The sequence below is a fragment of the Echinicola marina genome (assembly GCF_020463795.1).
In the GTDB taxonomy this organism is placed as follows: Bacteria; Bacteroidota; Bacteroidia; order Cytophagales; family Cyclobacteriaceae; genus Echinicola; species Echinicola marina.
On record NZ_CP080025.1, the window covers coordinates 2516236 to 2530268 of the forward strand.

Consider the following 14033-nt stretch of genomic DNA (forward strand, 5'->3'; position numbering starts at 1 on the left):
ATGAAATATTGTGCGGAAAATATGTACATGGTTGGCAAGCTATGCGGCATGTGGATGATACTTTTTGGTCTCAGTCGGCCGGCTTTTGCACAAGAAAGAAATTGCAGGTGGCAAGCTGTGGAGAATGGTCTGGACAGCCTTTATTTTCAATTGGATTCCCTATCGGTCCTGGACAGTAGCATTGAAGTCTTGGATAGCAAAGGGAAGGCGTTTCCGTTTGCTTATGATATCAATTCGGGATTTATACTCATTGAACCGGTTGAGCAAAATTTCCCGGATTCCCTAAAGCTTTGTTATCAGACCTTTCCGGTCAGCTTTCATCATCAATATGCCCACAGGACTTTAGAAGCAGATTATGATTCTATGGCTTATTTTAAATCGAAGGAGAAAGAAATCATAGAGTCCTTCGATTTTCGGGAAGAGATCTTTTCATCCAATAAACTCAATAAATCAGGAAATCTCACCAGAGGAATATCTTTTGGGAATGCTCAAAATGTATTTGTTAATTCATCGCTCAATCTCCAAATGGACGGAGAGCTTACGGAGGATCTATTTATAAGGGCAAGTATTACCGATCAGAATGTCCCTTTTCAACCTCAAGGAAATACCCAACAAATCCAGGATTTCGATAATGTATTGGTGGAGCTGTATAATGACAAAATGAGCATAAAAGCAGGGGATGTTGTTTTTCAGCAGCGTCAATCCTCCTTTTTGAGGTATTATAAAAATGTACAGGGCTTACAGTTTACCTCTGATTATAATATCAATGAAAAATGGAGGGCATCCACTCAACTGGGGGCATCCATAGCTAAAGGAAAGTTTTCCTCGGTGATCATGGAGGTGCAGGAAGGAACCTTGGGGCCATATAGGGTTCCGGGACCAGAAAATGAACGTTATGTGATTATAATGGCCAATTCAGAAAAGGTTTTTCTGGATGGGAAACTGTTGAAGCGGGGCTTTAATCAAGACTATATCATAGATTATAATCAAGGTCAGCTTACTTTTACCACCAATGTGTTGATTACTCAATATTCTAGGGTAAGGATAGATTATGAATATGCAGAAAGGAACTTTAGTAGGTCTATTCTCACAGCCAATCATATACAGGAGAATGACAAAGCCAGTTTCTATGTGAATTATTATAAAGAGCAAGATAATAGGAACCGCCCATTATTTAATGAGCTGAGTGAGACTGATAAGCGGCTGATGGCTTCAGTCGGAGATGAACTGGATGCTGCGGTGGTTCCGAGGGTAGATAGTGTGGCTTATGATCCCAATAGGATATTGTACCGAAGAGTGAATAGTTCTGATCTTCAAGGCCGTTTGATGGTATATTACGAATATTCCAATGATAAGGAGGAAGCCCATTATAATGTCACATTTACTGAAGTAGGAGAGGGGAATGGCAATTACCGCAGAAAGGAACAATTGGCCAATGGCTTTGTGTATGAATATATAGCCCCAATTAATGGTGTAAAACAAGGGAATTATACATTGTATTCTCAACTTCCTGCCCCAAATAAAAAACAAATGCTAACGACTGGAGGTGAGATGAAGTTAGGCCTTTATGAGAAAGTGTACGGAGAAGCAGCCTTGTCCAGCCAAGATCAAAACCTATTTTCAGAGTTGGATATGGAGGATAATAATGGATATGCATTGAAAACGGGATTGTTTTCTGAAGGCCGGGAAGTGGGGTGGCTTGAAGGTTATCAGTTTAAGGCAGGAACGGAATTGGAGTATAATTCTTTGGATTTTAAGTTTATTGACCGCTTGAGATATGTTGAGTTTGACAGGGATTGGGGACTGGTCAACCAGGATTTGGAAAGTCCCGCAAGTGAAAAATTGATTATGGCGACAGCTGGCTTGGTAAAGGATGCAGCAAATGAGTTGACTTATCAGGTCAACTATAGAAAACGAGGGGGGCAATTGGAAGGTACTCAGCAAAGGGCTAAATATTACCAGCAATTAGGGAAACGATTTTTTACCGCACAAAACTTATTTCTCTTGGATAGTAAAATGCCGAACACAGCATCAACCTGGCACAGGTACGATGCGGAAATTTTTTACCGTTCCAAAGTATTGGTTCCGGGATATCAATTCAAAGTGGACAGGAATAAGGTATTGGATACCGAAAAGGATTCGGTTATCAGTACAGCCATGAACTTTCTCTCTCACCAATTTTATATTAAGTCAAATGACACCTTGAATTATAGTTTTTTTGCCGATGTAAATTGGCGTGAAGATAGGTTTCCGGTGAATGGCTTGATTCTGCCAAATACCAAGGCTTTTACCACCAACTATGGACTTAAAAGAACATTTGGGCAGCATGATATCAAAGGTACTTTCACCTATAGAAAACTAAAGCATTTGAGGGAGCAAATGCTCGAAGAAAGTACTGTGATGGGCAGGCTGGATTATTACAGTGCTTTATTTGATAATAATCTTAGAAATGAATTGAGCTATACCATAGGAAATGGGAGAGAGTTGAAAAGGGAATTTGTGTATTTACCTGTTCCCACGGGGGAGGGAACCCACACTTGGCGTGATGATAATGAAGATGGAATTCAGCAGCTCAATGAATTTTATTTGGCCATTAATCCTGAAGAAAAGAATTATATCAAGGTCTTCACTCCGACCGATGAGTATATTCAAGCTTATACCACTTTATTTAATTATAGACTCAACGCCCGTTTTCCTGATCAATGGAGGAAGGAGCAAGGATTAAAACAGCTTTTGTTTAAATTCTCCAATACGACAAGTTGGAATGTGGAAAAGAAAATTACTGCAGGGGAGTTTTGGAAAAGGATAAGTCCATTTATTTCAGGAATTCCCGATGAGGATTTGGTGTCCTTAAGACAGGTTTTTAGGTCGACCTTGTTTTTTAATCGTAGTTCATCCGTTTTTGGTTTTGATCTTGGTACCATAAAGAGCCAGCATAAACAATTGCTGACAGGTGGTTTTGAGGAAACTGAGCAGTTGGATTGGAGGATGAATACAAGAGTAAATTTCAAGAAGGATTTGAACCTAAGATTGGTTTTTAATGAAGGACAAAGAAATGCGGCATCTGATTACCTTGATAATAGAAATTATCAGGTTGACCAATTTGCCTTTGGCCCTGAGTTGACCTGGCAGCCTTCCACCATATTTCGGACCTCTCTGAATTATCGTTATACGGACAAACGTAATGAGCAGAATGATGAATTTGATGAGAGGGCAGCCTTACATGAACTGGCGGCTAAAGTTAGGTATGCCAAGGCCATCAAGACTACAATCAATGCATTGGTGAAATATACTCAAATTGACTATAATGGTGTTGCCAATTCACCAGTAGGTTATGAAATGTTGGAGGCATTGACAGTGGGCAGCAATGTCAGCTGGAGCATTAATTGGATCCAAAAGATTGGAGAAGGTCTTCAGTTAAACATGAGTTATGAAGGAAGGGATTCTGAAGGTTTAAACAGGTTGGTGCATACGGGAAGAATGCAGATTTCTGCCTTGTTTTAACTCTTTCAAATGGCTATTCTTCTATTATCTTAAAGGATAAGATTTCGACTTTTTCTACCAGCATCTGATCGTTATCCGCTAGCTGTTGGATTTTTCTCACTACTTTCATTCCGTTTATTACTTTGCCAAAGGCAGCAAAGCCTTGGCCATCAGGATTCCTTTTTCCGCCGAAATCCAATGCTGGCTGGCTCCCAATACATATAAAAAACTCAGAACTGGCCGTTCCCGGTTCTGCCCTTGCCATGGATAATGTGCCGTTTTTATGTAATAAGCCTGTTTCTTTAGTAGTCTCATGGGCAATAGGCTTATAGGGAGATTGGTCTGCTTCTAGCCCTAAACCACCTTGGATTACCTCAATTTTCACTTTGCTGTTAGCTTGGTTGTCCATACGCACGGTTCTATAAAAACTGGCTCCCTCAAACTTGTCGTTTTTGATGTATTTCAGAAAGTTAGCACAGGAGATTGGGGCCTTTTCAGGATATAATTCAAAAGTGATATTCCCTTTGGTTGTTTTTAGCTCAACTATTGGGGTTTGGGCAAATGCAAGGGGAAAACGTAATACACAAAATAAAATGCTTAAAATATAGCTTGCCTTAATCATATGGAGTGTTGAAACAAAATTAGCCAAAGTCAAAGTAAGTTTTTATTACCTATGTAGGATATTATTGGTCATGAAAACCTCATTTTTCTGATTTTTAAAGTGGTTAAAGCGTTACAGTTTGTTCGTGTTTTTTGAGAGGTTGTTTCTTCTGTATATTGGGTATGGACAATGGGAGTCTAGTCCATTTTTCGGAGGTCCAAGTTTTATTGTCTAGACTCCATTTAATAATGAGATTGTTCTCATCAATCAATTCGTAGCGAATATGACTCTCTGAATCGTTCATTTTAGGGTTAACAGTATGCTCAATGATATGCTCTATCAAAGTACTGTCTGAAGTGATATTATAATTACCATATTGCCCAATAGTAGTCTCTTGTGTAATACTTTGTTTCCCCCAAATGATAAAAGTGTAATAGGTCCTGTCCGAATTGAAAACTTTATAATTTCCGGATTTTACATCTATCATTTTGCCAGTAAAATTATTCATAATAGCTGTTTGCCTCCAGATTCCAACAATTGATTCCGATGCAGGTACATGAGTTTGTGCAGCAAGAGGAAGTGTAGCAATAAATGCGATAAGTAGAATGATGATGCTTTTCATAGTTATTTAGGCTTTTAACATTGTTTTATTAAAGAGTGTTAATAAGATGGTATTAGATCAAAAATCCTAAGCACATAAAAGTGAGTCGAAAGAAATAAATATAACTAAATATAGCGTGAATGTTAATTTAATACAACTTTCAAAGATTGAAAAAGAGAAAAAACAGGTGTTCAGAGGGAGACAGAGTCGAGGGGCGTGTTTTTGTAAGTTCAAGTTTAATTGTTGTGCCTATAGAATAGGGTGGATTATAATCGTTTGTGAAAAAAATATATAAAGATGGTTATTGATGATGGAATATTTTAATTATATGTGTATCCGTAAGAGTGCACGTAATAAAATATGACAATACGTGTCATTAAATTTCAAGGTATCAGGATAGTTGTTTTCTTGCATAAAAACAAGAAAAGCTATGAACCTTATAGAATTTACGGGCCATTTCCCAGATGAGGAAAGTTGTGAACAATACATCAAGAAATACCGTGAGAAAAGCGGTATACGGTGCAAAAACTGTGAGAAGATAACCCGACACTATTGGTTTGCCAACGGCAGGTTTTTCGAATGCAGCAGTTGTCGGAGACGTTCTTCTCTTAAATCAGGGACGGTAATGGAAAACAGCAAGCTTCCGCTCCGTATCTGGCTATTGGCCATGCTGTTTATGTCGGCGACCAAGAAAGGGTTTTCCTGCCTTGAGCTCCAGCGGCAACTGGGGCTTAGCCGATATGAGACCACTTTCCGTCTGATGCACAGGATACGGTCAGCCATGGGACAACGAGATGAGCTTTATATCCTCAGTGACATGATTGAATATGACGAGTGTTATATGGAAACCGTACAGGAGAACCAGATCTTGGGTCAGCTTAAACGTGGAAAAGGCAGCCAGAAACAGACCGCAGTAGCGGTGGCGGCCGAATCGGTACCCTTGGAAGACCTGGATTCCGGGCAGAAAACAAAGCGCTGTGGCTATTTCAAAATGAGGGTCATGGACAAAGTGGACTGCGAGAGTGTCAATGCCTTTATCCGGGCCAATACCGTAGGGGATGTGGTACTGTTTACAGACAAGAACACGGCCTACTCGAAAATAGAGGAAGTGGTGGCCACCCATTTGGCCGTTCCATCGGGAAAGGGGTCCGTAAACGACACCTTAAAATGGGTACACAAAGCAATCAGTAATCTTAAAAGAACCCTGTTGGGGGTATATCACATGATAACTTATAAATATTTACAGAACTATTTAAATGAGTTTGTTTACAGATTGAACCGAAGATATTTTGGCAAAGGACTCTTTGAAAGGCTCGTTATTGCGGGCACTTACCCATACGTGCAGTAAAACGGATACACATATTTTTTTATTAGCTTGTTCTAATAGAAATGGAAACAGTCAATTAAATTCCCCTTTGACATCGGTTCCTGATGATAGTATTCTTTTTTACTATTCCTGGGCTATTAAGGACTATCTTAATGGTCATCAGATAGTTTCCCCTGGCAGGGAAACTGTTTTTTTAATTATTTCTCAGGACATGTGCTCAAGTTGTATTGAAGAAAATATTGGTTATTTAATTGAAAATGAGATTACAAGTAAATATAACAAAGCTATTTTAATTAATGGATTAAGCAAAGATTTTGTTAGAGACCAGTTTTCAGTTCCGAAAGGAATTTCAATTCATAACATTAAATCTAAAAAATTAGAAGATTTTCTGGTGAATCCATATTGGGGCGTGACGGATTCCTCTGGATATATTGAAAATATTTATCTTTCAGGTAAGAATAATAGCAATCTTAATAAAGCATGGTGGGAATACATTCAACAAAAACAAGATTTATAATTTTTTTAAACCTTGTAATTATTTCAATTTATCTATTCGGATGTAATAAGGCAGGACGAAGGGATTTGGGGGAGAAAATTAATTTATCCAGATCTGAAACAATTAAATTAAATTTTTTAGAACTGAAAAAGGACATTGAATTTATCACATTGTCTATTCCTGATTCGGTTTATTTGGGAAGTATTAGGTCGATTAATAGTTCAAATGATTACCTCCTTTTACATGACCCTGAAATTGCAAATAAAATCTATCTTTTTGATAAAATGGGAAATTACATATCTCAATCAAAAAAAACTGGGGAAGGACCTAAAGAATACTTGTCTTTATATGCATATGCTACCGTAATGAATAGTATTTTTATTTATGACAGGGAGCTGAGAAGGATAAATAAATATAAACTACCACATTTTAATTTTGAGTATTCAATACCTTGTGACAATTACATTCAAAATCTTATTCAAGTACCAAATTCTAAAAATATTATTGGAGTAAGTGATGACTTCGTCAACGAAGAAATGTATAATGGAATAGTATATTTCAATCAGAAAATGGAGGAAATAGAAGTGGAAAGCAAATTCCCAGGAATTATAGAAACAACACAATTCAATAATTTTTCGACAATCGATGATTCTTTATATTATGCAGAACCATTAACTGAAACAGTTTATGTCTATCGAAACAAAAAATTTATCCCCAAATATCATACGGATTTCGGTGCGATGAGCATCCCCTTTGAGAGTGTATATACCTCCGAAGCTGAGAATTTTTACGAAATAATTGCTGGAGGTGATTATTATTATGCGATCCATAATTTCAACATTTCCAATGATCTGGTAAGTTTGAATTTTTTTAAGAAAACAATTGACGAACAGCTTCTTGGGCTTTATCACCTTAAAGACAAAAAAGGTGTTTTAATTGATCTAAATGAAGAGGTTAGAGATTATGTTCTTAATCCCATGAATGTTTCTGATGGTTACAATTATATCCTACTGTTCCCGGATGAATATTCATTGGCTACCTTAAAGAATTTGGGAATGCCAGACCAAAGATTAAACGAAATAGATTTAAAAAATACGATTGTAGTAAAATTCCGTTACTTAGATATACCAATTTAAAATGAAAGATAAATTAATATTAACATCACTTTTTCTGTTGGTTTTATATTTATTACCGCAGACTAATGTGTATGCACAACAGATATTATTAAAATCGGCGAAAGATTCTTCAAATATTCCTTTTGCAGTTTTTGCTATACCAGAAATGGAGATATGGAGAACTACAAATGAAAGAGGAGCAATTAACCTAGATATTAATACACTTAATAATAAAGAATATATATATATATCGGCACTGGGTTATCAAGATTCAACTATTTCGGTTTCGGAATTTAACGGTGATAAAAACACCATATTCCTCCATGAAAAAATGGTTAACATGCCTTCTGTAACCATAGAGTCTGAGAAACTTGTAAGCAATACGATTGGAGATGAACACCTACCCATTGCAACTTCAGGTGCTAACACTACTACTGCAGAAGGCGCGAACCCATATAGATACGCAAGTTATGTTCAATTTAGGAAAAGAAATACTAAGCTTCTCTCCACCCTTTGGGTCTATTTATCCAAAAATGGTGACAGGAATATCTCTATCACCTTACGAGTTTTGGTCTCCGACAAAGTGAATAATCCAAAGGAAGGGCTATTGTATGATGTAAGTGATTTCTACGATATAATTTATAAAAATGCATACCCCATTAAATTAACCAACTATGGATGGAACAAAATTGATTTAGAAAAATTCAATATTCGTATTCCTGCAAATTACAAAGGAGTATTTTTGATTTTTGATGTTGTCAATTTAGACAAGGATAAAAGAAATAATTTAATAATTCCATTTCAAGATAAATCTAAGGAAAGCCTTTCTGCTGCCATTTATTGGACTAAAACTGGAAAAATAGGAGTTTTAGATAAAAGAAGAGATCATTTTGCTGTTAAACTAGAATATCTCTATTAAAAGTATATAATCATTCGAAAGGTAAATTCTAACAGATTTATCTTGGTTTAAACAGTGACCAATAGCTTATTAGGGAACAACCTCGGCACAACAGCACGAGGTATTCATCGGAATAAAGTTAAATAATTTTGGAACAAGTCTCTGGGATTAAATTAAAAACTTATTCAAATTCCACCATATGCTTCTTTTAAGTCAATTAATAAAAAAATTGTTTGATATATCAAGCATGAAAATCGCAATAATTTTATATGTGTATCCGTAAGAGTGCACGTAATAAAATATGACAATACGTGTCATTAAATTTCAAGGTATCAGGATAGTTGTTTTCTTGCATAAAAACAAGAAAAGCTATGAACCTTATAGAATTTACGGGCCATTTCCCAGATGAGGAAAGTTGTGAACAATACATCAAGAAATACCGTGAGAAAAGCGGTATACGGTGCAAAAACAGTGAGAAGATAACCCGACACTATTGGTTTGCCAACGGCAGGTTTTTCGAATGCAGCAGTTGTCGGAGACGTTCTTCTCTTAAATCAGGGACGGTAATGGAAAACAGCAAGCTTCCGCTCCGTATCTGGCTATTGGCCATGCTGTTTATGTCGGCGACCAAGAAAGGGTTTTCCTGCCTTGAGCTCCAGCGGCAACTGGGGCTTAGCCGATATGAGACCACTTTCCGTCTGATGCACAGGATACGGTCAGCCATGGGACAACGAGATGAGCTTTATATCCTCAGTGACATGATTGAATATGACGAGTGTTATATGGAAACCGTACAGGAGAACCAGATCTTGGGTCAGCTTAAACGTGGAAAAGGCAGCCAGAAACAGACCGCAGTAGCGGTGGCGGCCGAATCGGTACCCTTGGAAGACCTGGATTCCGGGCAGAAAACAAAGCGCTGTGGCTATTTCAAAATGAGGGTCATGGACAAAGTGGACTGCGAGAGTGTCAATGCCTTTATCCGGGCCAATACCGTAGGGGATGTGGTACTGTTTACAGACAAGAACACGGCCTACTCGAAAATAGAGGAAGTGGTGGCCACCCATTTGGCCGTTCCATCGGGAAAGGAGTCCGTAAACGACACCTTAAAATGGGTACACAAAGCAATCAGTAATCTTAAAAGAACCCTGTTGGGGGTATATCACATGATAACTTATAAATATTTACAGAACTATTTAAATGAGTTTGTTTACAGATTGAACCGAAGATATTTTGGCAAAGGACTCTTTGAAAGGCTCGTTATTGCGGGCACTTACCCATACGTGCAGTAAAACGGATACATATATTTAATTTTATATAATACTTCACCTGCAAGGATGTGACTCGAAAAATGATAATCTTATTTAGTCTATAAAACCCTATATCTAATTAGAACCTATGAAAAAGTTATTACTGTTATTTGTCGCACTTAGCTTAGGATTTGCCTGCTCCAGTCCTAAGGAAAAAAGTGAGCGTCAGGAGACTGCTGTTGAACCGGCCAAAATCCCTGTTCATGCTTGGTTGGGAGGTTATAATGATAAGCCAGAAGAAGAAATCAAAGCTGAATTTGCTGAATTTAAGGAGCATGGAATAGATGCTTTGATGTATAACGGTGGTCACGATCCTGCTAGTTATGAAAAAGTAGGGAAGATTGCGAAGGAAGTAGGTCTGGGCTTTCATGCTTGGATCCCAACCATGGTGCAGCATAAAACAGATAAGATTGATGCAGATTGGTATGCGGTAAATGGATTGGGTGAATCAGCCCTTGAAAAGCCAGCTTATGTGCCACACTATACATTCTTGTGTCCAAGCAAGGAAGGGACGTATAATTTCTTGGAAAACATGTACAGCAAAGTGGCCCAAGTAAAAGAGGTGGATGCCATCCATTTGGATTATATCCGTTTTCCAGATGTGATCCTCGCACGTGGACTTTGGGATAAATATGGTTTGACCATGGATAGGGAATATCCTCAGTTTGACTATTGCTATTGTGATGAGTGTACTGGTGACTTTAAAGAAAAAACGGGTATTGATATCAAAGCTGCCGAAGATCCTTCCCAAGTGGAAGAGTGGAAGCAGTTTAGATATGATTTGATTACCAGTATTGTTAATAGATTGTCGGATATGGTACATGGGTATGGCAAGGAAATTAATGCGGCAGTATTCCCAGGGCCTTCCAATGCCATGAAAATGGTTCGTCAGGAGTGGAATACATGGAATTTGGATGCTGTATTCCCTATGAATTATAATGATTTTTACCTAGAAGGAACTGATTGGATAGGAAGCATCACTAAAGAAGAAGTAGAGGCTGTTAATGGTAAGTTTCCAGTTTATAGCGGATTATTTATCTGTCCTAATCCTGAAAAGAAAGCGGAGATTGAAGATCCGGAAGGTCACGGCCTAATTCCAAGTGAAATGGGAGCTGCCATTCGAAACTCTATCGCGAGTGGGGCAAAGGGTGTTTGTTTGTTTACTCCAGGTCGAATGACTGATGAGCATTGGGTGGAGTTTGAAAAAGCAATCAATCTCAAAAAATAATGAATAATAAAACTTTCTTCATTTTAAGAAAAGGCTGTCTTGTTTTGGGACAGCCTTTTTTTGTCCTTTCAGGTAGATGATTAATCCCCTTGTGTGAGCAGACATAAACTGTCCTCTATGGCTTCTACCTCGTGGATGATTTCCACTGGGATATCTGTTTCTTCATATTGCCGAAGGGAAACTGTTTTATTGTTTTCTGTATAATTGACGGCTCCTTCCAAGACGAATAATTTGGAAGGCTTATGGGCCTTATGGGCTTTTAGCACCATGCCTTTTTTAAAGGCAATGGCCAATACCCTGAAGGAAGTGTTTTGGTGAAGCGCCTGTGCTATGGGGTGGCTGCTAGTTTCTAGTTTCGATTTGATGGATGGGATGATCATAGTTTTGGTTTAAAATGTCGCTTGTATAATTTACAAAAATTAGGGCAGAAAAATGAATTGTAACGCTAGGAATTGACATTCATTTATAAGGTCATTATTCTTTAATGAAGGATGCGCATTAAAGAGGGTAGCGCAGTAAAAGACAAAATGAGTAGAACTTCCTTGGTTTAGTTCTATAGATGTGTTTAGAATAAACCCTTCTAAAACACCATGCGATTCTTTTAAAAAAATGTAACTTTGTGAACAGTAAATAGTTGTTGTACAACCTTTTTTAATGATATAAATAGATGAAAATAAGTATTTTATGTGTATCCGTAAGAGTGCACGTAATAAAATATGACAATACGTGTCATTAAATTTCAAGGTATCAGGATAGTTGTTTTCTTGCATAAAAACAAGAAAAGCTATGAACCTTATAGAATTTACGGGCCATTTCCCAGATGAGGAAAGTTGTGAACAATACATCAAGAAATACCGTGAGAAAAGCGGTATACGGTGCAAAAACTGTGAGAAGATAACCCGACACTATTGGTTTGCCAACGGCAGGTTTTTCGAATGCAGCAGTTGTCGGAGACGTTCTTCTCTTAAATCAGGGACGGTAATGGAAAACAGCAAGCTTCCGCTCCGTATCTGGCTATTGGCCATGCTGTTTATGTCGGCGACCAAGAAAGGGTTTTCCTGCCTTGAGCTCCAGCGGCAACTGGGGCTTAGCCGATATGAGACCACTTTCCGTCTGATGCACAGGATACGGTCAGCCATGGGACAACGAGATGAGCTTTATATCCTCAGTGACATGATTGAATATGACGAGTGTTATATGGAAACCGTACAGGAGAACCAGATCTTGGGTCAGCTTAAACGTGGAAAAGGCAGCCAGAAACAGACCGCAGTAGCGGTGGCGGCCGAATCGGTACCCTTGGAAGACCTGGATTCCGGGCAGAAAACAAAGCGCTGTGGCTATTTCAAAATGAGGGTCATGGACAAAGTGGACTGCGAGAGTGTCAATGCCTTTATCCGGGCCAATACCGTAGGGGATGTGGTACTGTTTACAGACAAGAACACGGCCTACTCGAAAATAGAGGAAGTGGTGGCCACCCATTTGGCCGTTCCATCGGGAAAGGAGTCCGTAAACGACACCTTAAAATGGGTACACAAAGCAATCAGTAATCTTAAAAGAACCCTGTTGGGGGTATATCACATGATAACTTATAAATATTTACAGAACTATTTAAATGAGTTTGTTTACAGATTGAACCGAAGATATTTTGGCAAAGGACTCTTTGAAAGGCTCGTTATTGCGGGCACTTACCCATACGTGCAGTAAAACGGATACACATAAAGTATTTTATAGTATTTGGTATTTCAAAAAATATATCAAAAATATTTTTTTAATTAACGTATTTACTTGGTGTATCATCCCTAATGAAGTGTATCAATTTGAAATTAGTATATTAAGCTAACTTTGATGTACATTAAAAAAACATGTTATGTTAACTTTTGTTATTGTCTTTTCAGTGGTGCTAGTCATTCTTTATTTCATTGTTTCCAATAATTCTAATCAAGCGGTATCAAAAAAGAAAGTGCCAGTAATTAAGGCTGATGAAAATAATAGAAATAGTGAAGAATTGTATGATATTAAAGTAGAAGAAAATACTGGGAACAGCTACAAAGTATCTGTGAATTTAAATGAAGAGGAATTTATTAGAAGGGCTGAAAAAGGTACTTTATCATTTGATATCAAAAAGACTGATGATATATATGATATTTCTGGTTTTTTTGGTTCTGAAAAATCCTCACCTAATGGTGTTTATCAGATTTGCTTTTCTGAGGGTTATTTAGAAGATGGAAAAAGAAAGCGGGGGAAATTGGCATTAATAAAAAATAACAAGCTTGTTTATAAGAAAAGTGTCAGTAGACCTAATGATTGTTTAGTTAGTAATGATGGTATTGTAATTTGCTGTGATTGGATAAATTACGATGGTGATCCATCTGGTAGGTTTATAATTTTTGATTCTGAAGGAAATCAGATTTTTACACTTAAGACAAGAGCAAATTTAGGTTTGTGTGCAATTAGTGAGGATTCTCAATATGCTGTTTTTGAGACTCATAATATGGATAATATTCATGGTGATAAATTGTTTATTATTGATGTCCCTAAAGCTGACGTGATAAAAAAATTAGTACGTCCATGTGGAATTAAAGAGTTAGATATATATTCCGTTTCCAAAGAAATTTCCATTCTGAACAGTGATGATTATGAAGTGATAATAGATTTTGAAGGTCGCCAGACTAACATTGAGGATTATGAGAATCAAGTGAGAAAAAAGGGGAATATTAGAGATGTACTATCTTTATACAACGGAATACCACAAAACAAAAAGTTTTCAGACCCTAGATATATTGAACTAATAAACAAAGCTGTAGATAGTGAAGATAAGATTTATGGATTAGATCAAATTTTTCGAAATCTAGGGGAATTCTATGAGGAAAAAGGTGATATAAAAAAGACCGTTGAAAATTGGGAAATAGCTATAAAAATCAATCCAAAAGTTGGCGTAAAAAGAAGGTTAACATCATATAAGAAGGGGCATTAATTA

General features: G+C 37.4%; 12 protein-coding genes. 9 read left to right on the forward strand and 3 right to left on the reverse strand.

What is annotated here, in order from left to right; genetic code table 11:
- Window positions 1-3504 (forward strand): hypothetical protein, encoded by a 3504-nt coding sequence (locus KZP23_RS10540; protein WP_226336198.1) that lies wholly within the window; start codon window positions 1-3, stop codon window positions 3502-3504.
- A gap of 13 nt (window positions 3505-3517) precedes the next feature.
- Here KZP23_RS10540 and KZP23_RS10545 read toward each other — a convergent pair whose 3' ends face one another.
- Both KZP23_RS10545 and KZP23_RS10550 read right to left on the reverse strand, forming a co-directional pair.
- Entirely contained in the window at window positions 3518-4105 is a 588-nt protein-coding gene (locus KZP23_RS10545; protein WP_226336199.1) for a peptidylprolyl isomerase, read from the reverse strand.
- Window positions 4106-4208: 103 nt separating this feature from the next.
- A complete protein-coding gene (locus KZP23_RS10550; protein WP_226336200.1) occupies window positions 4209-4706 on the reverse strand; it encodes a DUF4488 domain-containing protein in 498 nt (165 codons plus the stop codon).
- Between the two features lie 409 nt (window positions 4707-5115).
- On the opposite strand from KZP23_RS10550, the gene KZP23_RS10555 reads away from it, so the two are divergent.
- The 6 genes from KZP23_RS10555 to KZP23_RS10580 all read left to right on the forward strand — a co-directional run bounded on the left by KZP23_RS10555 (window position 5116) and on the right by KZP23_RS10580 (window position 11056).
- The gene (locus KZP23_RS10555) at window positions 5116-6033 is read left to right on the forward strand and encodes an IS1595 family transposase (protein ID WP_226333047.1); all 918 of its coding nucleotides are present in this window, start codon (window positions 5116-5118) and stop codon (window positions 6031-6033) included.
- Window positions 5975-6529 (forward strand): hypothetical protein, encoded by a 555-nt coding sequence (locus KZP23_RS10560; RefSeq protein ID WP_226336201.1) that lies wholly within the window; start codon window positions 5975-5977, stop codon window positions 6527-6529. Before KZP23_RS10555 ends, KZP23_RS10560 begins: the two co-directional genes overlap by 59 nt.
- Window positions 6493-7644, forward strand: a complete 1152-nt coding sequence (locus tag KZP23_RS10565; protein WP_226336202.1) for a 6-bladed beta-propeller — start codon at window positions 6493-6495, stop codon at window positions 7642-7644. Before KZP23_RS10560 ends, KZP23_RS10565 begins: the two co-directional genes overlap by 37 nt.
- A 1-nt stretch (window position 7645) precedes the next feature.
- The gene (locus KZP23_RS10570; protein ID WP_226336203.1) at window positions 7646-8542 is read left to right on the forward strand and encodes a hypothetical protein; all 897 of its coding nucleotides are present in this window, start codon (window positions 7646-7648) and stop codon (window positions 8540-8542) included.
- A 350-nt stretch (window positions 8543-8892) separates the two neighbouring features.
- Complete coding sequence (locus KZP23_RS10575) at window positions 8893-9810, forward strand: IS1595 family transposase (protein ID WP_226332760.1); 918 nt, start codon at window positions 8893-8895, stop codon at window positions 9808-9810.
- Window positions 9811-9916: 106 nt separating this feature from the next.
- A complete protein-coding gene (locus KZP23_RS10580) occupies window positions 9917-11056 on the forward strand; it encodes a glycoside hydrolase family 10 protein (protein ID WP_226336204.1) in 1140 nt (379 codons plus the stop codon).
- 80 nt (window positions 11057-11136) lie between these two features.
- On the opposite strand, the gene KZP23_RS10585 is transcribed toward KZP23_RS10580, so the two are convergent.
- The gene (locus tag KZP23_RS10585; protein ID WP_226336205.1) at window positions 11137-11436 is read right to left on the reverse strand and encodes a cupin domain-containing protein; all 300 of its coding nucleotides are present in this window, start codon (window positions 11434-11436) and stop codon (window positions 11137-11139) included.
- 406 nt (window positions 11437-11842) lie between these two features.
- Here KZP23_RS10585 and KZP23_RS10590 point away from each other — a divergent pair, with 406 nt between their 5' ends.
- On the forward strand, window positions 11843-12760 hold the full coding sequence (locus tag KZP23_RS10590; protein WP_226332547.1) for an IS1595 family transposase: 918 nt from the start codon (window positions 11843-11845) through the stop codon (window positions 12758-12760).
- Between the two features lie 163 nt (window positions 12761-12923).
- Window positions 12924-14030 (forward strand): hypothetical protein, encoded by a 1107-nt coding sequence (locus tag KZP23_RS10595; protein WP_226336206.1) that lies wholly within the window; start codon window positions 12924-12926, stop codon window positions 14028-14030.
- Window positions 14031-14033: the final 3 nt, after the last annotated feature.